General features: G+C 32.9%; 28 protein-coding genes. 4 read left to right on the top strand and 24 right to left on the bottom strand.

Features of this window, described 5'->3' with window-relative positions; all coding sequences use genetic code 11:
- Positions 1-41: 41 nt before the first annotated feature.
- The gene (gene eno, locus ELQ06_RS00405; RefSeq protein ID WP_052782083.1) at positions 42-1,286 is read right to left on the bottom strand and encodes a phosphopyruvate hydratase; all 1,245 of its coding nucleotides are present in this window, start codon (positions 1,284-1,286) and stop codon (positions 42-44) included.
- Positions 1,286-2,317: a recombinase RecA gene (gene recA, locus ELQ06_RS00400; RefSeq protein WP_002851424.1), complete on the bottom strand. Its 1,032-nt coding sequence runs from the start codon at positions 2,315-2,317 to the stop codon at positions 1,286-1,288. Before recA ends, eno begins: the two co-directional genes overlap by 1 nt.
- Positions 2,318-2,422: 105 nt before the next feature.
- Between recA and ELQ06_RS00395 the strand changes: the two genes are divergently transcribed.
- Genes ELQ06_RS00395 through ELQ06_RS00385 form a run of 3 tightly spaced genes read left to right on the top strand, consistent with a single transcriptional unit; the run spans position 2,423 to position 4,337 of the window.
- The gene (locus tag ELQ06_RS00395; RefSeq protein ID WP_057035731.1) at positions 2,423-3,283 is read left to right on the top strand and encodes a menaquinone biosynthesis family protein; all 861 of its coding nucleotides are present in this window, start codon (positions 2,423-2,425) and stop codon (positions 3,281-3,283) included.
- Positions 3,284-3,294: 11 nt separating this feature from the next.
- Positions 3,295-3,564 (top strand): flagellar biosynthesis protein FliQ, encoded by a 270-nt coding sequence (gene fliQ / locus ELQ06_RS00390; protein ID WP_002851290.1) that lies wholly within the window; start codon positions 3,295-3,297, stop codon positions 3,562-3,564.
- Complete coding sequence (locus ELQ06_RS00385) at positions 3,561-4,337, top strand: UDP-N-acetylmuramate dehydrogenase (protein ID WP_052797895.1); 777 nt, start codon at positions 3,561-3,563, stop codon at positions 4,335-4,337. Before fliQ ends, ELQ06_RS00385 begins: the two co-directional genes overlap by 4 nt.
- A gap of 23 nt (positions 4,338-4,360) precedes the next feature.
- Here ELQ06_RS00385 and ELQ06_RS00380 read toward each other — a convergent pair whose 3' ends face one another.
- From ELQ06_RS00380 to topA, 6 genes are all read right to left on the bottom strand, one after another.
- Positions 4,361-5,131 carry a hypothetical protein gene (locus ELQ06_RS00380; protein ID WP_079460105.1) on the bottom strand — a complete coding sequence of 257 codons (771 nt, stop codon included), beginning with the start codon at positions 5,129-5,131 and terminating at the stop codon, positions 4,361-4,363.
- A gap of 39 nt (positions 5,132-5,170) precedes the next feature.
- Positions 5,171-5,935, bottom strand: a complete 765-nt coding sequence (locus ELQ06_RS00375) for a 3'(2'),5'-bisphosphate nucleotidase CysQ (protein ID WP_044261764.1) — start codon at positions 5,933-5,935, stop codon at positions 5,171-5,173.
- A 79-nt stretch (positions 5,936-6,014) separates the two neighbouring features.
- Entirely contained in the window at positions 6,015-7,283 is a 1,269-nt protein-coding gene (locus ELQ06_RS00370) for a citrate synthase (protein WP_002851494.1), read from the bottom strand.
- A 114-nt stretch (positions 7,284-7,397) separates the two neighbouring features.
- A complete protein-coding gene (locus ELQ06_RS00365; RefSeq protein ID WP_052794016.1) occupies positions 7,398-8,573 on the bottom strand; it encodes a cation:proton antiporter in 1,176 nt (391 codons plus the stop codon).
- Entirely contained in the window at positions 8,554-9,390 is an 837-nt protein-coding gene (locus ELQ06_RS00360) for a biotin synthase (protein WP_002884213.1), read from the bottom strand. Before ELQ06_RS00360 ends, ELQ06_RS00365 begins: the two co-directional genes overlap by 20 nt.
- Position 9,391: 1 nt before the next feature.
- Positions 9,392-11,494: a type I DNA topoisomerase gene (gene topA / locus ELQ06_RS00355; RefSeq protein ID WP_052797893.1), complete on the bottom strand. Its 2,103-nt coding sequence runs from the start codon at positions 11,492-11,494 to the stop codon at positions 9,392-9,394.
- 194 nt (positions 11,495-11,688) lie between these two features.
- On the opposite strand from topA, the gene ELQ06_RS00350 reads away from it, so the two are divergent.
- Positions 11,689-12,960, top strand: coding sequence for an MFS transporter (locus ELQ06_RS00350; protein ID WP_002902893.1), 1,272 nt, complete (start codon positions 11,689-11,691; stop codon positions 12,958-12,960).
- Positions 12,961-12,987: 27 nt separating this feature from the next.
- On the opposite strand, the gene secY is transcribed toward ELQ06_RS00350, so the two are convergent.
- The 16 genes from secY to rpsS all read right to left on the bottom strand — a co-directional run bounded on the left by secY (position 12,988) and on the right by rpsS (position 20,092).
- Positions 12,988-14,253, bottom strand: a complete 1,266-nt coding sequence (secY, locus tag ELQ06_RS00345; protein ID WP_002864789.1) for a preprotein translocase subunit SecY — start codon at positions 14,251-14,253, stop codon at positions 12,988-12,990.
- Positions 14,253-14,645, bottom strand: coding sequence for a 50S ribosomal protein L15 (rplO, locus tag ELQ06_RS00340; protein WP_002851292.1), 393 nt, complete (start codon positions 14,643-14,645; stop codon positions 14,253-14,255). The genes secY and rplO overlap by 1 nt, the downstream gene beginning before the upstream one ends.
- 4 nt (positions 14,646-14,649) lie before the next feature.
- Complete coding sequence (gene rpsE, locus ELQ06_RS00335; RefSeq protein ID WP_002779428.1) at positions 14,650-15,093, bottom strand: 30S ribosomal protein S5; 444 nt, start codon at positions 15,091-15,093, stop codon at positions 14,650-14,652.
- A gap of 11 nt (positions 15,094-15,104) precedes the next feature.
- Complete coding sequence (rplR, locus tag ELQ06_RS00330) at positions 15,105-15,461, bottom strand: 50S ribosomal protein L18 (protein ID WP_002785535.1); 357 nt, start codon at positions 15,459-15,461, stop codon at positions 15,105-15,107.
- A 9-nt stretch (positions 15,462-15,470) separates the two neighbouring features.
- The gene (gene rplF, locus ELQ06_RS00325) at positions 15,471-16,007 is read right to left on the bottom strand and encodes a 50S ribosomal protein L6 (protein WP_002851302.1); all 537 of its coding nucleotides are present in this window, start codon (positions 16,005-16,007) and stop codon (positions 15,471-15,473) included.
- A 78-nt stretch (positions 16,008-16,085) separates the two neighbouring features.
- Positions 16,086-16,481 (bottom strand): 30S ribosomal protein S8, encoded by a 396-nt coding sequence (rpsH, locus tag ELQ06_RS00320; protein ID WP_002851353.1) that lies wholly within the window; start codon positions 16,479-16,481, stop codon positions 16,086-16,088.
- Positions 16,482-16,490: 9 nt separating this feature from the next.
- Entirely contained in the window at positions 16,491-16,676 is a 186-nt protein-coding gene (locus ELQ06_RS00315) for a type Z 30S ribosomal protein S14 (protein WP_002851478.1), read from the bottom strand.
- Between the two features lies 1 nt (position 16,677).
- A complete protein-coding gene (rplE, locus tag ELQ06_RS00310) occupies positions 16,678-17,223 on the bottom strand; it encodes a 50S ribosomal protein L5 (protein ID WP_134237453.1) in 546 nt (181 codons plus the stop codon).
- Between the two features lie 3 nt (positions 17,224-17,226).
- Complete coding sequence (rplX, locus tag ELQ06_RS00305; protein WP_002779437.1) at positions 17,227-17,460, bottom strand: 50S ribosomal protein L24; 234 nt, start codon at positions 17,458-17,460, stop codon at positions 17,227-17,229.
- Entirely contained in the window at positions 17,460-17,828 is a 369-nt protein-coding gene (gene rplN / locus ELQ06_RS00300) for a 50S ribosomal protein L14 (RefSeq protein WP_002779438.1), read from the bottom strand. The genes rplX and rplN overlap by 1 nt, the downstream gene beginning before the upstream one ends.
- Positions 17,828-18,079, bottom strand: a complete 252-nt coding sequence (gene rpsQ, locus ELQ06_RS00295; RefSeq protein WP_002851549.1) for a 30S ribosomal protein S17 — start codon at positions 18,077-18,079, stop codon at positions 17,828-17,830. Before rpsQ ends, rplN begins: the two co-directional genes overlap by 1 nt.
- A gap of 9 nt (positions 18,080-18,088) precedes the next feature.
- A complete protein-coding gene (rpmC, locus tag ELQ06_RS00290) occupies positions 18,089-18,274 on the bottom strand; it encodes a 50S ribosomal protein L29 (RefSeq protein ID WP_002851566.1) in 186 nt (61 codons plus the stop codon).
- A complete protein-coding gene (gene rplP, locus ELQ06_RS00285) occupies positions 18,261-18,686 on the bottom strand; it encodes a 50S ribosomal protein L16 (RefSeq protein ID WP_002779441.1) in 426 nt (141 codons plus the stop codon). Before rplP ends, rpmC begins: the two co-directional genes overlap by 14 nt.
- A gap of 2 nt (positions 18,687-18,688) precedes the next feature.
- Entirely contained in the window at positions 18,689-19,390 is a 702-nt protein-coding gene (gene rpsC / locus ELQ06_RS00280) for a 30S ribosomal protein S3 (RefSeq protein WP_002851138.1), read from the bottom strand.
- Positions 19,390-19,800, bottom strand: coding sequence for a 50S ribosomal protein L22 (gene rplV / locus ELQ06_RS00275; RefSeq protein WP_002892034.1), 411 nt, complete (start codon positions 19,798-19,800; stop codon positions 19,390-19,392). Before rplV ends, rpsC begins: the two co-directional genes overlap by 1 nt.
- Positions 19,801-19,810: 10 nt before the next feature.
- Positions 19,811-20,092, bottom strand: a complete 282-nt coding sequence (gene rpsS / locus ELQ06_RS00270; RefSeq protein WP_002851509.1) for a 30S ribosomal protein S19 — start codon at positions 20,090-20,092, stop codon at positions 19,811-19,813.
- Between the last annotated feature and the right edge of the window lies 1 nt (position 20,093).

Raw genomic sequence — 20,093 nt, 5'->3', positions numbered from 1 at the left:
TTTTTTTCTTGTGCTTTCGTCGTATTCTTTAAGTAAATCGCTCAGAGCTTTTCTCCTAAATATTCATCGCTTTCAAGTTCAATTTCAAGCAAGCGATTGTATTTTGCAGTTCTTTCACCTCTTGCTAGAGCTCCTGTTTTGATTTGTCCTGTATTTAAAGCTACAGCAAAATCCGCTATAAAAGCATCTTCGCTTTCGCCGCTTCTATGACTCATCACGCATTTATAGTTATTTCTTTGCGCTAAACGCACAGTTCTCATAGTTTGGGTAATAGTTCCGATTTGATTTGGTTTAATAAGCACAGCATTTGCCATTTTTTTGATGATACCTTCTCTTAAAATATCTTCATTGGTTACAAACAAATCATCGCCTACAAGCTGAATTTTATTGCCTAATTTTTCAGTCAGCTTAATCCAGCCTTCAAAGTCATTTTCAGCTAAGCCATCTTCAATACTGCAAATTGGATATTTTGCACAAAGTTCTACATAGCGTTCGATCAAATCTTCACTTGAAAAAGCCTTGCCTTCCATGTGGTATTTGCCATCTTTGAAAAATTCTGTACTTGCTACATCAAGAGCGATTTTTACACGATTTTCATAACCTGCTTTTTTGATACAAGTCATTAAAAGATCGATAGGTTCTGTGTTGTTAGCTAAATTTGGAGCAAAACCGCCTTCATCACCTAAAGCCGTAGAATGTCCGGAATTTGCGAGTTCTTTTTTTAATATCGCATAAATTTCACAAACTGAACGCAAAGCCTCTTTAAAGCTAGTAAAACCAAAAGGCATGATCATAAATTCTTGAAAATCTACATTGTTGTTTGCATGAGCACCGCCATTTATGATATTACACATTGGTACGGGCAAAATGCTCGCATTTGCACCACCTAAGTAGCGATACAAAGGCATTCCCAAAGCAGCCGCAGCCGCACGAGCTGTTGCCATAGATACGCCTAAAGTCGCATTTGCACCTAAATTTGAGTAATTATTTGTTCCATCAAGCTCACGCAAAGTATCATCAAGTTGAGTTTGATTAAAAGCATCTAGTCCTAAAATTTCATCTGCAATGGTTTCATTGACATTTGCAACAGCTTTTAAAACACCTTTTCCGCCAAATCTTTCATCATTATCACGCAATTCTAAAGCTTCTTTTGAACCTGTACTCGCACCACTTGGAACTATAGCTGCACCTACACTTCCATCGCTTAGCGTAATTTCGGCTTTTACAGTTGGATTTCCTCTGCTATCAAGAACTTCATAGGCTCTAACATCTTCAATTACTAACATTATTCTTCTCCTTCGTCATCTTCGCTACCGCTGATCATACCTTCTATTCCCATAGAATTTTGAATCGCTTTTGTGATTTCATCTGCAATTTCAGGGTTTTCTTTTAAGAAGGCTTTTGAATTTTCTCTACCTTGTCCAAGTTTTTTATCTTTATAAGAAAACCACGCACCACTTTTATCTACGATATCAAGTTTTACACCATAATCGATCAATTCACCTTCGCGGCTTAAACCCTCTCCAAACATCACATCAAATTCAGCCTGTCTGAATGGAGGAGCAACTTTATTTTTAACTACTTTTACTTTAACGCGGTTTCCTATAGGTTCTTCGTTTTGTTTTAAGGTTGCTACTTTTCTAACATCTAAACGCACAGAAGCATAGAATTTTAACGCATTTCCACCTGTTGTAGTTTCAGGAGTGCCATAACCCATAGCACCAATTTTCATACGAATTTGGTTGATAAAAATTACCGTGGTATTCATTTTATGAACTATACCTGTAAGTTTTCTTAGAGCTTGAGACATAAGTCTTGCTTGAAGTCCTACATGTTGATCACCCATATCGCCTTCAATTTCTGCTTTTGGGGTAAGTGCTGCAACACTATCTACTACGATAAGATCTACTGCACCACTTCTTGCTATAGTTTCTACAATTTCTAAGGCTTGTTCTCCAAAATCAGGCTGAGAAACATACAAATCATCTGTATTTACACCCAAATTTTTAGCATATTTTACATCAAGCGCATGTTCTGCATCGATAAAAGCACAAACTCCACCTGCTTTTTGGCATTCTGCGATAATATGTAAAGTTAGAGTGGTTTTACCTGAACTTTCAGGTCCATAAATTTCTATAATTCTTCCTTTTGGAACACCGCCTATACCTAAAGCAAGATCAAGTCCAACTGAACCTGTGCCTATGCTATCGATTTGCTCGACTTCTTTATCCCCTAGTCTTAAGATAGTGCCTTTTCCGAAGGTTTTATCTAAACTTTTTAGGGCAGCGTCTAGAGATTTTCTTTTATTATCATCCATAACTTTCCTTAAAAATTCTAAATTTTTAGTTAGAATTCTAACAAAATAAAATTAAATAATGATTTATTTTGCTAGAATTAAAGCAAAGATTTAAAGGAAGCATAGATGAAAAAAATTACTATTGCACATTCTCCTGATGCTGATGATATTTTTATGTATATGGCTATTAAATTTGGGTGGATAGGGAATGATTTTGCTTATGAAAATACAGCTTTAGATATACAAACTTTAAATGAATTTGCCTTGAAAAATGAATTTGATGCTACGGCTATTTCTTTTGGACTTTATCCTTTAATCGCTTCTGAGTATGCGCTTTTACGCACAGCAGTGAGTTTTGGTGAAGGTTATGGGCCAAAACTCATCAAGAAAAAAGACACGCATTTAAAAAGAAATTTTAAAGTCGCTTTGAGTGGAGCAAATACCACCAATGCTTTGATTTTTCGTATGAAATACCCTGAAGCAAGAATTATTTATAAGAATTTTTTAGACATTGAAAATGCGGTTTTAAGTGGCGAAGTGGATGCAGGAGTTTTAATCCATGAAAGCATTTTAGAATTTGATCAAAGTCTTTGCGTGGAAGCGGAACTTTGGGATATATGGCTTGAATTTGCTAAAGAAAATTTACCTTTGCCTTTAGGTGGAATGGCTTTGCGTCGTTCTTTGCCTTTAAGCGATGCGATTAAGATCGAAAGAGATTTAACCAATGCTGTAAAAATTGCCGATGCAAATCGTAAAATTTTAGCCCCTATGCTTATGGAAAGAAAACTTATCCGTGTTGATGAAGAAAAACTTGATACTTATCTTAATTTATATGCCAATAAAAACTCTATTAGCATGAATCAAACTCAACTTTTAGCTGTAGATACGCTTTTTAAACTAGGATATGATTATAAATTTTATGATAAAATCATACATGTAAATGATTATCTTATCCCTAGCGAATACGAAGAAGCTAGAAATTCTTAAAAAGGATAAAAATGGACGAAAGTACCTTAGTTGCTCTTGGAGTGCAAACCTTTAAAATCACACTTTTACTTTCCTTGCCTATGCTTTTGGCAGGACTTATTGCAGGGCTTGTGATCAGTATTTTTCAAGCAACTACACAGATTAATGAAATGACACTTTCTTTTGTTCCTAAAATCATCTTGGTTGTGGTTATTTTAATCTTTTTAATGCCTTGGATGACTACAACTATGATTGATTTTACTGAGAATATACTAAATCAAATTCCAACTTTTATCAAATGATCATTGATTTTAAAAAATACTCTTCCGTGCGTATAGGAAATGAATTTGAAGTTTTAGTTTTGGATCAAATTTATGATTTTGATGGTTTTTTAATAGGTGGTGCAAACAACCTTTTAGTTAGCCCAAAACCTAAAAATATAGGAATTTTAGGAGATGGTTTTGATTTTATACAAATTTTAGATCGAAATAAAGATTTTATACATCTTCGCATAGGCTGCAAAACAAAATCAAGTAAAATATATCGCTTTGCTAAAGAAAATAATCTTAAGGGTTTTGAGTATTTAAGCAAAATTCCTGGCACACTTGGTGGTCTTTTGAAAATGAATGCAGGGCTTAAAGGAGAGTGTATCAGTCAAAATTTAATCAAAATTGCTACTTCTCAAGGCGAAATTCCAAGAGAAAATATAAATTTTGATTATCGTTTTTGTCCTTTAAATATGCCTTTTTTTTGGGCTGAATTTAAACTAAATTTTGGCTTTGATACCCTTAAAGATGAAGCTTTAAAAAATGCAAGAAGCAACCAACCTAATGGAGCAAGCTTTGGCTCTATCTTTAAAAATCCAAAAAACGACTTTGCAGGACGTTTAATCGAAGCTGTAGGACTTAAAGGATTTAGCAAAGGAGATGCTATGTTAAGCGATAAGCACGCAAATTTTTTAATCAATAAAAAAAATGCAAGTTTTGAAGATGCGTTTTTTCTTATCGAATTGGCTAGAAAAAAAGTCTTTGAAGAATTTGGCATAAACTTAGAAAATGAAGTGATTATTATCTAAAAATTTTTCAATATATCTTTAAATTAATTGATAGTTAATTTTAATTTTTTTATTTCATTATCTATAACACTAGCTAACATTTTTGGCATTTGATTTACAATATCTTGATAATTTTGTTTTGTATCTTGATCTTTTAATATCAAATTTAATTTTGCATTTTTTGCTGCAAGAATTTTTCCATTGCTTGTAGAAATAATTTTAAAATTAACACTAGCCACACCCTCTTTACTAGTTGTGATAAAATAATTTGTAATATTTACATAAAAATCTTGCAAATTTACCACCACAACATAATCTGTAAATTTGGCATACATTTTAGCCTTATCTTTTTCTTGTGTTAAAAAAGGACTTACATTTATAAGTTTTGCATCCTTAGGGCTAAAATATGACAAAGTTTTAGGACTTTGATAAATACCATTTGCAGCAGAATTAACCCAATCAAGCCTTAAACTTTGAATCAAATTTTTAGCAAATAATGTAGAAAATTCCTTATCACTCACCCTAAAACCATCTAAAAAATAACCAAAATTTTTCCTAGAAGTTAATACAATGGCAAAATCAATATCTTTATCTTTGATGATTTGCGATTTTTTTTCAATCAAGGTAGAACTATCAAACAATGCTTTTTGTTGATTTAGATTTGGATTTGCAACATTTTGATTTAGATCTATTACTTCAAAACTATCTGCGCTTTTTTCAATTTTAATAACTTTTTTCTGAGAAAAATTATTCGCTAAAAGATTAGAACTTAAAACTAAACTTAAAAACAAAATGAAACAATACCTCATCTTCATCCTTATAAACTATTTAAATATAAAATTATACTCTTTATTTTATAAAAAATCTTGTAAAAAATTCCAAGATGAAACACAAATAAAAGGACTGGATTTATAATTTAAAGGGCTATATAAAATGTATTTTTTAGAAAAATCTCCCATAAATCCTCCATTTTGATTAATCAAAAAATCTCCTGCTACAATATCCCAAATATTAAGCTTTTCAAATCTTTTATAAACTCCTGCCCTAGCCTCTAAAATAGCACAAAATTTCAATCCAGAGCCTATATTAATAGCTTCTAATTGATGCTCTTTTGCAAAGTCTTCATCTTCTTTGCTAAGATGATTAACACTCAATAAGGCTTTATATTTATTTTTCTCGTATTCTTGCTGGTCAATTTGCAAAGGTTTATCGTTTTTATAAACCTTGGTTTTTGCATGAGCATAGAATATATCACCTTTTGATGGATTTTGTATGAGTGATAAAACAGGGCGATTGTCATGAACCAAACTTGTCATAACGCAAAATTCATCACTGCCTTTTAAAAAACCACTTGTTCCATCAAGAGGATCGATAAGCCAAAAAGTTTTTAATTCTTCACACTCTTCTTTGCTGAGTAATTTTTCTTCTGATAGAATTTTAATATCCGTAGAACCCAAAATATCATTTAGAATTTTATTAGAAGCAAGATCTGCTGATGTAAGCGGGCTTTTATCTTCTTTTTCCCAAGTTTTGAAATTTTTTCTCTCTTCTAAAATAGCTTTAGAAGCTTGATTGCTAGCATTTATAGCAATTTCTAAAAATTTATCAAGATTAAGCATGATTATACACTTTCTATAAGATTTTTTAAAATTATACAAGAAGATTTTGTGGAATTTTTAATTTCCACAAAAATTTTAATTATATTTTACTAGTTTCACCCAAATAAAGTTGTCTTGGACGGACTATTTTAAGACTTTCTTGCTCTTTTTGTTCTATCCACTGAGCTATCCATCCTGGGGTGCGTCCTATAACAAATAAAGTAGCAAACATTTCATTTGGAATACCTAAGGCTTTTAAAATAAGTCCACTATGAAAATCAACATTCGGATATAGCCCTCTTTGAACAAAATAATCATCACTTAAAGCAATCTCTTCTATACGCGTTGCTACTTTAATAAGATTGGTATCAATACCCAACTCATCAATAAGTTGATCACGAAGTTTTTTAAGTACTTTTGCTCTAGGATCAAAATTTTTATAAACCCTATGCCCAAAGCCCATCAAGCGGAAAGGATCGTTTTTATCCTTAGCTCTTTTGATGAATTCATCTACCCTATCAACACTACCTATTTGCTCAAGCATTCTAATAACACCTTCATTAGCTCCACCATGTGCATGACCCCAAAGCGCACCAATACCTGCTGCTATACAGGCATAAGGATGAGCGTGAGTTGAACCCACAGCACGAACTGTTGAAGTTGAAGCATTTTGCTCATGATCTGCATGAAGCATAAAAACTGTATCAAGTGCTTTTACTTCTATAGGTTTAAGCTCTACATGATCGTAAGGATAGGTTCTTAACATATATAAGAAATTTTCTGTAAAACCACGATCTAAATTTGGATAAGCCATAGGAAAGCCGTGTTTATATCTATAAGCAGTAGCCACTATAGTAGGGATTTTAGCTACTATTCTAGCTGCCATTTCCATATATTCTTCTTTTACATTCATGTTTAAATGATCAGGATAAAAAGCACTAAGCGATGAAACAGCACCTTGTAAAACTGCCATAGGATGAGCATTATCAGGGAAAGAATCAAAAAGACGATGCATACCTTCATGGATAAAAGAACGCTTTTTCATTTCATAACGAAATGCTTCAAGACGCGTAGCATCAGGTAATTCTTTATAAAGTAAAAGATGAACCACATCTAAATAAAGTTTGTTTTCAGCAAGCCACTCTATAGGATAGCCACGGTGCATTAAAATTCCGTTTTCTCCATCAATATAAGTGATTTTTGATTTACAAGTAGCTGTAGAAGTCAAGCCCTCATCATAAGAAAACATTCCTGTTTGTTTATAAAAACTTGACATATCTACAACGCTTGGCCCAGTTGTACCGTCATATATAGGAAATTCATAGCTTTTTCCATTTCTATTATCGGTTATAGTAACGGAATTTGACATTTTCGCTCCTTTTATTGTTACTTTTATTAATTCTAACAAAAAAGGACGATTATGAGTTTTTTTATTATTAAATTTTTAAGATTTTGTTTGCTTTTTTGAGTAAAAAAGTAACTTTCATTTTTTAGAATTAGAAAGAAATTTAATCATACTCATAACAATAACAGCCTCAAATAACGCTGTTAAAATAAGTGCTGAATAAAGTTTCTCATCAATAACCTTGCCCGAATAACCCAGAGTAGCTGTTGCTATAAGCAAGGTTAAAGGCATAGAATGACTAAGACCAAATAAAATCATATTTTTAAAACCAATTCTTTTTAAAAAAACACTTGCACATAAAATTCTTAAACCCACCATAACAAACATAAGTAAAAATGCTTGTAAAACGATTTTATAATCTAAAATCATTTTAAGATCAAAGGTTGAACCTATATGGATAAAAAAAATAGGGATCAAAAACCCGTGTCCAAAAGTAGAAAGCTTGTGCTCAAGATCTTTTTTATGATCAAAAAAAGTAGCTATAAATGAACCTGCTATAAAAGAACCAAGAACGATTTCAAGTTTTGTAATAACCATAGCAACAATGATCAGTATAAAAATGGCCATACAAAATCTTATATCTTTTTCATTTTTATCTTCCCATGGCATAAGCACAACTTTAAGCTGAGGATACCACCAAAAAAGCACACCAAGCATTTTAAATCCAAGCAAACAAAGCCCCAAAAAGATATTAAGATATAAAATACTTTGCGCTACATCAATAATACCTGTTCCTTCGCGCAAAAAAGCTCCCGCTATAGTCAAAAGCACAATAGAAATCACCTCAGCTAAAGTAGCTACTATCATAGCAATATTTAGCCAATAACACTCTTTTCCAAAATCCTTAAAAAGTAAAGATAAAAGCCCTACACTCATCACAGGTATAATGATAACAAATACTAAAGAAAGTCCAAAAATCCATACTATAAAAGAAGATAAAGTATAAAGTAAAAAAATATAAAAAAAACTTTTTTTAGCAATTTCTTTATCCATATTAAAAAAGGCTCTTAAATTTACCTCCATACCCGCTATAAACATTAGATAATAAAAACCTACATTGGCTAAAAGTGCAAAATTTTCACTTTTTCCTATGAAACCAAAATACGCTATTATTGCCCCTAAAATAATTTCAGTAGCTGAAAGAGGCAAGCGTAAAATTCTCGCAATATGCGGAGAAAAAAGCAAACACAAGGCTATAACAATGAGAATTTTTAAATCGATTAAAGCCTGTGTATCAATGACACTCTGATGCAAAAGTAAATCCCATTTCTTTTAATTTTATTATATCTTGACTTGGTTCTTCACCTTTAGTGGTTAAATAATCCCCTATAACAATAGCCCCGGCACCTGCTTGAAAAATTTCATACTGCCTTTCTTGCAATACCACTTCACGTCCACCTGCAACCATGATTACAGTTTGAGGCAAAGCCTCTTTGGTGTCACGCACGATTTTTAAAGCTTCATCAGCACTAAGTCTTGGAACTTGTAGTTTTAAATTTTCATTTGCTATAAAAAAATTAATAGGCGTTGAAAAAGGTTGTAATTCTTGCAAAGATTTTCTAAAACTTAGCCTATCTTCTTCGCTCTCACCCATACCATAAATTCCACCACAACAAAGCATAAGCCCTGCTTCTTTAGCGTTTAAATTGGTTTGAAATCTACTTTCCCAAGTATGTGTGGTGCAAATTTGTGGAAAAAATTCCTTAGAACTTTCAAGATTGTGATTATAAGAAAAAATTCCTGCTTTTTTAAGTTCTTTGAGTTGTTCCACGCTTGCCATACCATTACAGGCAATTAAAAGCAAATTAGGCACTTCTTTTTGCACAGCCTTGGCAGCTTCGCAAACATACTCAAGCTTTTCATCATCAAGCCCAAGTCCTGCCGTAACCAAACAAAAACCCAAGGCTTCATTTTTCTTTGCCATTTTTGCTTCTAAAACGATTTGTGAAAGTTCTTTACGACGATATTTTTGAATATCTGTTTTTACATGAGCGCTTTGGGTGCAGTATTTACAGTCTTCTGAACAATTTCCACTCGCTATATTTGAAATAGCACAAAGCATGATTTGCATTCTAATCCTTCATTTCTTTTTTGATTTTACACTTTAAACATTCTAAGAATGTACCTTTTTTAAGCTCTTTTATCACTAAAGTTTCGCCACACTCTTCGCATTTTTCTTCACTTGGTTTGTATTTGCTTATAAAATTGCATTTTGGATAAGCACTACAGCCATAAAATTTACCGCGTTTTGAAAAGCGTTCTACAATTTCACCTTTTTGACAACTTGGACAAGTAATGCCTGTACCATTAGCTTTAGCTTTTGTGGCTGTATTTTCGCTTTCGTTTTTGCTTTCACTTTTTAAATTTCTTGAATACTTGCATTTTGGGAAATTTAAACACGCTACAAATTCTCCAAAACGCCCTTTTCTGATAGCAAGCTCTCCGCCACAATCAGGACAACTTTCGCCTAGTTTTGTGACAGTTTTTTGACTAGCTATTTTTGTTTTTCCTTCTTCGATTTTTCTCATAAAAGGATAGTAAAATTCTTTTAAAGTTTCTTGCCAATCTGCCTTATCTTCTGCGATTTCATCTAGGGTATTTTCAAGGTTTGAAGTAAATTTACTATCTACTATATCGCTAAAATTTTTCTCAAGCACTTCGGTTACATTAAAAGCAACATCGCTAGGAATGAGTTGTTTTTTATCTATTGTTACATAATCACGGCTTGTAAGTATAGAAATGGTTGGTGCATAAGTAGAAGGGCGACCTATGCCTAAACTTTCAAGTTTTTTTACAAGTCCAGCTTCTGAATACCTTGAAGGTGGTTCGGTAAAATGTGAGTTCATTTCTAAATTTTGCACTTTTAAATTTTCACCTATTTTAAAATTTGGCAAAATTTTATCCTTATCCATATCACCATAAACTTTATAATATCCATCAAAAAGGATTTTTCTACCGCTTATTTTAAAAACTGCTCTATCATTTTTTACAAATACATTTTGAGTTTGAGAGATAGCAGGATTCATTTGACAAGCTAAAAAGCGATTGTAAATAAGTGTGTAAAGTTTTAACTCATCTTTGTCTAAAAATTTGGACGCAATTTCTGGAGTAAAACTTAAATTTGTAGGGCGTATAGCCTCATGAGCTTCTTGAGCGCCTTTGGCTTTTGTAGTGTATACATTTGCTTTACTTGGAAGATAGTCTTTGCCAAAATTTACTTGTATGAATTTTCTTGCATTTTCTATAGCTTCTTTGGCCAAATTTAAACTATCAGTTCTCATGTAGGTAATAACCCCCATCACACCTTGATGAGTATTTACTCCCTCATAGAGTTTTTGAGCTATCATCATGGTTTTTTTAGGATTAAAACCAAGGCGATTGCTTGCGCTTTGTTGCAAGGTTGAAGTCATAAAAGGAGGTGGTGGAGCGATTTTTCTTTCTTTGCTTTCAATATCATTTATATTATAAACTTCATTTTTACAAGCCTCTAGTATAAGCTTAGCACGATCTTTGTTGGTAATGGTAAGTTTTTCTATTTTAGCTTTGTCAAACTCAACCAGTTCTGCATCTAAATCTTTTTGAAAAATCATATCAATACTAAAGTATTCTAGGGGTACAAAGGCACGAATTTCTTTTTCACGATCGACTATGATCTTTAAAGCCGCACTTTGAACACGCCCAGCACTAAGTCCTCTTTGAATTTTTTGTCCTAATAAAGGGCTGAGCTTATACCCTACAATGCGATCTAAAAGACGTCTGGTTTGCTGAGCATTTACAGAGTGCATGTTTAATTTTCTTGGATTTTTTAAAGCATTTTCTATAGCGCTTTTAGTGATTTCATGAAAAACAATGCGTGGTAAGGTGTTTTCATCTTTTCCTATAGCTTTTGCAATATGATAGGCTATAGCCTCTCCTTCTCTATCTTCATCCGTTGCAAGATAGACTTCTTTGGCATCTTTGGCTTTGCTTTTAAGTTCTTTAACTAAGGCGCTATGATCACTTGTGATTCTATACTCAGGGATAAATTCATCATCTTCTATTTTAATCCCAAAGCTTGATTTAGGCAAATCTCTAATATGTCCTTTAGAAGCGATAACTTCATAATCTTTTCCCAAAAAATTTCCTATGGTTTTAGCTTTTGCAGGAGATTCTACTATGATTAAATTTTTCTTCATTTTGCACCCTTGTTAAATAAAAAGCTGAATTTAGCTAAAAATATTTAAAATTCTACTTATAAAATATATTTTAATCAAGCTAAAATATTTTAAAAACAAAACTATCATAACAAAATAAATAAAATATAATTTTAAGTAATTTTAAATACAAACCATAATTTTTGGAGTATAATAAAATAAAAAAGGTAAAAATTATGAATGACAAAACTTATAAATTTCATCCAAATGACACAAAAATGGATAAAAAAATAATTCAAATTACTGAAAAGTCCGGATTTAAAGCAGCTGTGTTTTCTATGGCTGCTATGACTATGCTAGGAAGTGTAGTCATTTCATCTGCTCTACCTGCTATCAACAGACATTTTGAAGAACTTTTAACCCAAAGTGGTGCTACTCTTGCTTCAAGTTTCACATTAGCTCATCTTGATATACTTGTTCGCTTAGTTTTAACCATCCCTGCTATTTTTGTTGTCATTTTATCTCCATTTGCTGGTATTTTAATGGATAAATTTGGCAAATTAAAATTTATTCTTCCTGCTATGGTGGTTTGGACTATTTCTGGGGTAAGTGGCTTTTTCTTAAATGATATTTATGCTATACTGACTTCAAGAGCTATTTTTGGTATGGCAACTGCTTTTATAATGACAGGTGCTTCAGCCTTGCTTGGAGATTATTATAGTCGCGGTGGCTTTAATCGTAGAGAAAATGCTTTAAGTCTTCAAGGATTTTTTTGTGCAGTAGGGGGTGCTGTTTTTATTTCCATTGCAGGATTTGTTTCAAGTTATTCTTGGCGTTATCCTTTTTTAGTATATGGACTTGGAATTTTAATTACCTTAATGGCTATCATTTATCTTTTTGAACCTAGAAAATTTAAATTCTATAATCATACAAAAATAGAAACAAAAACAAATTATTGGCAATTTTTCCCTATCTATTTTATAGGTTTTTTTATCATGGTAGTTTATTATATTTCGCCAACTCAACTTCCTTACTATATAGAAGAACATTTGGGATTGGATCCTAAATATATAGGTATTTCGATGTCTGTATCTGCACTATGTTATGGTTTTTTCTCTCTAAGCTATAGATATATTATAAAATTCTTAAGTATTAAAACTATCTATGTTTTAACTCTTTTTATCGTATCTTGTTCTTTTTTGCTGCTTTTTTTAGTAGATAGCTTTTTCACAGTTTTAATCGCCTTAGCTTTGCTTGGAATGGGTGGAGGTATTATGCTTGTAAATAATACGGCTTATCTTTTTTCAATCTGTCCTGAAAATGCTCGCTCTAGGGCTTATGGAATTTTAGCAAGTTGTATATTTTTAGGACAATTTTTAAGTCCTATTATCTCTCAACCTATCGTTAGACAAATGGGTCTTGTAGATGCTTTTTTAATATGGTCAATAGTAATTTTTATAGTGTGCATTGTGTTTTTATTTTTAAAGCAAAAACCTAGAATAAATTAGCAAGAAAAATCTTGCTAATTTTATTTATTACAAACCTACCGCACTTAAAGTTTGGTATTTACTCATATAAATTTGAGCTTCAATTTTTCTCATCGTATCAAGTGCTACTTGAACTACAATAAGTACAGAAGTGCCGCCAAAATGAAAAGGCACACCCATAAATTTCACCAAAACCCAAGGTAAGGTTGCAACAAGCCCTAAATAAATAGAACCTGATAAAGTTAAACGAGAAGCCACTTCGTTAAGATAACTTGAAGTTCCTTCACCTGGACGAATTCCAGGGATAAAACCGCCTTGTTTTTTCAAATTTTCTGCTATGTCTTTAGCGTTAAATACGATAGAAGCATAAAAATAAGCAAAGAAAATTACAAACAAGAAAGTTAGAACATGAAACAAATAACCATTTGGATTTAAAAAGTCATTAATGGCTTGTAGATAAGGATTTGTACTAGTTTGTAAAATTGTTGTTGGAAACATCAAAATCGCACTAGCAAAAATCGGTGGAATAACCCCACTAAGATTGAGTTTAATAGGAATATAATTCATAATGCGTTTGTTTTGATTTTGCATTACAACTTTACGAGAATAAGAAATAGGAATTCTTCTTTCTCCAAGTTCTATATAAATAATCACCCCTATGGTGATTAAAATCAAAGCAAAAATTGCAAAAGCGGTTAAGAAATTCATCTCGCCTGAATTGATTTGTCCTACAGTTCCTGAAATCGCTCTTGGAATACCTGAAACAATACCTGCAAAAATGATTAAAGAAATACCATTTCCTATACCTCTTTGTGTGATTTGTTCGCCAAGCCACATTAAAAGCATAGTTCCAGCAAGCATAGAAATAGCACAAAGTGCGATAAACATATTTAAATCTTCTACCATTATAGCCCCTGCACCACCACGACCGTGCAAGCTTTGCAAACCTATAGCAACGCCTATACTTTGAACCAAAGTAATCACTATAGTTGCATAACGGATAATTTGCATATATTTTTGCATACTATCACGCTCTTTTTTCATCTTACCAATATTTGGAAAAGTTGCTGCAAGAAGCTCCATAATAATAGAAGCAGTAATATAAGGCATAATACCTAAAGAAATGATAGAAAAGCGTTCAGCCGCTCCACCACTAAAAACATTAAATAAACCCAAAGCATTGTTTTGATTGTTATTAAAAAATTCCGCAATCACATCAGCATTGACGCCAGGAACTGGCACATAAGCCAGAACCCTATAAGCAAATAAAAATGCCAAGGTGATTAAAATCTTATTCGTCAATGCTCTATTCATTATTTTGATCCGGTGACGCTAATATTCTCGTCTTTGATTTTTGATACTAAGTCTTTTGCACTTGCACCAATTAATTTGATTTTATTCACAGATTTTGAAATTTTGTGAACACTTTTAATGCTCTCAAATGTAATTTCACTAAGCTCTTTTACAGCTGTGATTTTTTCAACATTGATCACATAAGGTTTTTGAATTTTAGAAGTAAAACCTACTTTTGGTAGTCTTCTTTGAAGTGGTTGTTGACCCCCTTCAAAACCTCTTTTTTCATTATAACCTTTTCTAGCAGTTTGACCTTTACCCCCTTTAGTAGCAGTCTTACCCATGCCAGAACCTTGACCACGGCCAATTCTTTTAGTTTTATGCGTTGAACCCGCTGCTTTTGTTAAATTCATCTTCTTATCCTTTTAACATTGTTAAAGCTTTGATTGTAGCACGAACCACATTAGCTGAATTATTTGAACCCAAAGACTTGGTTAAGATGTCTTTAATACCTGCAAGTTCCACGATAGGGCGTGTAGAACCACCTGCGATAACTCCTGTACCTTCACTAGCTGGTTTAAGTAAAATTCTACTTGCGTTGTATTTCACCTCTACATCGTGAGCGATAGTCGAGCCTTTAGTTTTAACTTCAACGATATTTTTAAACGCATCGTCAACAGCTTTACGGATAGCATCTGGAACTTCCTTAGCCTTACCATAACCAACACCTACTAAACCTTTGCGGTTTCCAACAATAACTAAAGCAGTAAATCTAAATCTTCTACCACCTTTAACAACCTTAGTAACTCTGCCGATATCGACGATTACTTCTTCAAATTCTTCTCTATTATATTTTTCCATCGATTTACCCCTTATAGCCTAATGCCATTTTCTCTTAAAGATTCAGCCAATGCTGCGATAACACCATGATATACATAACCATTTCTATCAAAAACAGCTTGTTCTATCTTTTTAGCTTTTAAAGTTTTAGCAAATTCAGCAGCGATTTTTTTAGCACCTTCTTTATTTGCTTTAACGCCAAGTTTGCGTCCATCAACTGCTGCTAAAGTTACAGCTTTTACATCATCAATCGCTTGGATATATAGAGTTCTGTTTGATTTAAATACAGAAATTCTTGGAAAATTTTCACAACCTGAAATTTTCGCTCTAATTCTTTTTTTTCTTTTGATTCTTAAAGTTAGTTTTCTTTTTAATACATTTGCTCTCATATTCTACCCTTACTTCTTAGATGTCTTACCAGCTTTGCGGATAATGCGTTCATCAGAATACTTAACGCCTTTTCCTTTATATGGCTCTGGTGGTCTAAATTCACGAATTTGAGCAGCAACTTGACCTACAACTTGTTTATCACTTCCTTTAACTGCAATAGTATTTTTATCCACTACAATTTCAATTCCTTCTGGAATATCATAATTAATAGGATGAGAAAAACCAAGGCTTAGTTCTAAAACTTTACCTTTTAAAGCTGCTTTATAACCAACTCCATTGATTTCAAGAGTTTTTGAAAAACCTTGAGTTAAACCTACAACGATATTGTAAGCTAAAGCTCTGTAAGTTCCCCAATAAGCTCTACTTTGTCTGTCTTCACCTTTTGGAGAAAAAAGAATATTATTATCTTTAATCTCAACATTTACATTTGCTTTAGTATCAAGTTCTTTTGCTAAATTTCCTTTTTTAAATTTAAGCAAATTTCCTTCTAATTTTACTTCTACTCCTGCTGGAATAGCAATCGGTTGTTTACCTATACGAGACATATTTTTCCTTTTTATTTGTCTAGGATATTTCTACTTTTTTAAAAGAATGGATACCCAATGCCATAAAAAGCAGATTTTTTACCAAATGGTACATAAAATTTCGCCGCCAACACCTGCTTTATAAGCTTCATCATTAGCTAAAACGCCATGACTTGTGCTAACTACGATAGTACCATAACCATTTTTAAAACGCTTGATTTCATCTTTACCTTTATAAACACGACGACCAGGCTTAGAAATTCTTTTAAGCTCATTGATAACACTCTTACCTTTTTCATCGTATTTTAAAACTACATTGATAAATTTCTTTTTATCTTCTTCAATAACATTAAAACTCTCAATATAGCCCTTAGCTTGAAAAATTCCAACTAAAGCTTCTACAACTTTAGAATGTAAAAGCTTGGTTGTTTCAAGCTTTCTCATTCCTGCATTTCTGATACGAGTGAGTGAATCTGAAATAATATCATTTATCATATTTTATCCTTACCAACTTGCTTTCTTAAGACCTGGAATCAAACCTTCGTTGCCCATTTTTCTTAAGCAAACTCTGCAAATTCCAAAATCTCTATAAACCGAATGCGGACGCCCACAAATTTGGCATCTTGTATAAGCTCTAACTTTAAATTTAGGCTTGCGTGCCGCTTTTGCAATCATTGATTTTTTAGCCATCTTACTTTCCTTTTGTAAATGGCACACCGATAAGTTCTAATAACTTTTGTGCCTGTTTGTCATTTTGTGCTGTTGTAACTATAGAAATGTTCATACCATGAGTTCTTAAAATTTTATCATACTCCACTTCTGGGAACATCAACTGCTCATCAAGACCGAAGTTATAGTTTCCGCGTCCATCAAAACCATCTCTACTTAAACCTCTAAAGTCTTTCACCCTTGGCAAAGCAATAGAAATTAACTTATCAAGAAAAGCATACATATTTTCTTTTCTTAAAGTTACCATTACACCTACAGGAAAACCTTCGCGAACTTTAAATCCTGCAACTGATTTTTTAGCTTTAGTAATCACAGCCTTTTGTCCTGCAATTAAAGAAATAGTATCTGCAACATTTTGCAATACTTTTTGATCTTTAGCCAACTCACCAGCACCTACGCTGATAACTACTTTTTCGATCACAGGGATAAGCATAGGATTTTTAATATCAAATTCTTTAACCAATGCAGGTTTAATGCTTTGATTGTATTTTTCTTTTAATCTCACCATCGCTTACTCCTGAACTTTTGCCACATTGGAAATATCCATTGGCATTTCTTTATTGATAAAACCACCATTTGGGTTTTTCTCACTCGGCTTAATAGCTTTTTTAGCGATTTTACATCCTTCAACTACCACTTTAAGTGTTTTTGGATATACCGCTAAAACTTTACCTGTTTTACCTTTATCATCGCCTGTGATAACCTTAACGCTATCACCTTTTTTGATTTTTAATTTAACCGCCATTATAATACCTCCGGTGCTAGTGAAACGATTTTCATAAAGCCACCATATCTAACTTCTCTGCCCACTGGCCCAAAGATACGAGTTCCGATAGGCTCTCTTTTGTTATCAAGAATAACCGCAGCATTTTCATCAAAACGAATCAAAGAACCATTATCTCTATGAATTTCTTTTTTAGTTCTAACGATAACCGCTTTTACCACTTGACCTTTTTTAACTTTTCCATTTGGTAAAGCTTTTTTAACAGATGCAACGATTACATCACCTACAGTAGCATATCTTCTTTTGCTACCTCCTAAAACCTTGATACACATTAATTCTTTTGCACCGCTATTGTCAGCAACTGCAAGTCTTGTAAAACTTTGAATCATTACTCAACTCCTGTAGCTAATACAGATTTTAAGCGAAATGATTTTCTTTTTGAAAGTGGTCTGCATTCTACTGCAACAACAGTATCACCCACTTTAACTTCATTTCTCTCATCATGAATTAGATATTTTTTAAAGCGTTTAACAATTTTTCTATATCTTGGATGAACCACTTTTCTTTCAACCAAAACACTTGCGGTTTTTTCACCAGCGATTTTAACAACAACGCCTTGAATTTCTCTTTTAAATGCCATTTTCTATCCTTATCTTAAAGCGTTAATTGCTGTATTTATTCTAGCAATGTCTTTTTTTACTTGGCTAATCTCTTTTGGATTAGTAAGTTGCATTGTTTTTAGCTTTTGTTTTAAAGTGAATAAAAGCACCTTTTTTTCTTTTAGCATTGTTGCAAGCTCAGCTGCTGTTTTATCTTTAATCTCAGTATATTTCATTTTGGCTCTCTCTTGTAACAAACTTAGTTTTAAATGGAAGTTTATGCATAGCTAAAGTCAATGCTTCTCTTGCCATTTCTTCGCTTACTCCTGCCATTTCATAAATGATACGGCCTGGCTTGATATTCATTACCCATTCCTCAACAGCACCTTTACCTTTACCCATACGAGTTTCTAAAGGTTTTTTTGTCAAAGGCTTATCTGGGAAAACTCTAATCCAAGTTTTTCCTTGTCTTTTAACAAAACGAGTTAAAGCGATACGTGCTGCTTCGATTTGGCGTGAGTTAATGCGTCCTGCTTCAGTTGCTTTTAATGCAAATTCACCAAAAGTAAATTCTGTTCCACGATTAGCATAACCTCTGTTACGCCCTTTCATCATTTTGCGATATTTAGTTCTTTTTGGCATTAACATGATTATTTACCCCTTCTTGTGCGTCTTGGCTTTTTAGCTGGAGCACTTTCTTCAGTTTTTTCAGGTTGCATACCTTTATGCAATACTTCACCTTTAAAGATCCATACTTTAACTCCTATGTTTCCATAAGTAGTTCTAGCTTCTGCAAAACCATAATCGATTTTTGCTCTTAAAGTATGAAGTGGAACGCGTCCTTCAAGATACCATTCTGTTCTTGCCATTTCAGCACCGCCTAAACGACCAGAAACTGAAACTTTAATTCCTTTAGCACCTGCTTTTTGCGCACCTTGGATTACTTTTTTCATTGCTCTTCTAAAAGCAATTCTTTTTTCAAGTTGAGTTGCAACACTTTCAGCAGCAAGTTGAGCTGAAGCTCCTGCTTTTCTTTCTTCTTTGATATTGATATTTACATCTTTACCGATTAAATCTTGCAATTCTTTTCTTAAATTATCAACATCACTACCTTTTTTACCGATGATGATACCTGGTCTTGCAGCAACTACAGTAACGCGAAGTTTTTTAGCAGTTCTTTCTACTAAAATTTGACTGATTCCTGCATAATAAAGTTTTCTTTTTAAGAAAGCTCTGATTTTATAATCTTCACCGATATTTTCTACTAAATTTGCTTTAGTTGGAAACCATCTTGATTCCCAGTTTCTATTGATTCCTAGTCTTAGACCAATTGGATTAACTTTTTGTCCCATTAGCTTTCCTTTTTTGCTGTTGCTTTTTTAGTGCTTGTTGTTTTTTTAGCTGGAGCTTTTTTAGCTACTGTTTTTTTCTCTTCAGCTTTCACTTCCGCTTTTGCCACTTCTACTAAAATATGTGAAGTTGGTTTTCTAATACGACTTGCACTTCCTCTAGCTCTTGGTCTAAATCTTTTTAATACCGCAGCTGCATCCACACGACAACTTTTTACAACCACTTCGTTTGCTTCAAAGCCACCATTTGCTACTGCACTTGAAATTGCATTTGCGATGTATTTTGCACCTTTATTTGGCATAAATTTTAAACTAGCCATAGCTAATTCTGCATTCATCCCCTGAACTTCTCTAGCAATCAATCTTGCTTTAGTTGGAGATAATCTTATGAATTTAATTAATGCTTTACTCATATCTTATCCCTTACTTACCAATTTTCTTTTGCACAGAGCCTTTATGCCCTTTAAATGTGCGTGTTGGAGCAAATTCACCAAGTTTATAGCCGATGTGATTTTCAGTAATATAAACTGGAATGAAGCTTTTACCATTATGAACATTAAATGTAAGTCCTATCATATCAGGAGTAATTGTGCTTCTTCTTGACCAAGTTTTAATTGGTTTATTATCATTAGCCTTTTTAGCAGCGATGACTTTTTTCATTACATGATCATCAACAAAAGGACCTTTTTTTAGTGATCTAGCCATC

It is taken from the genome of Campylobacter sp. CH246 (assembly GCF_004378835.1).
In the GTDB taxonomy this organism is placed as follows: Bacteria; Campylobacterota; Campylobacteria; order Campylobacterales; family Campylobacteraceae; genus Campylobacter_D; species Campylobacter_D jejuni.
Note: the sequence above shows the minus strand (reverse complement) of the source record. Positions and strands in the feature narration are given on the sequence as shown.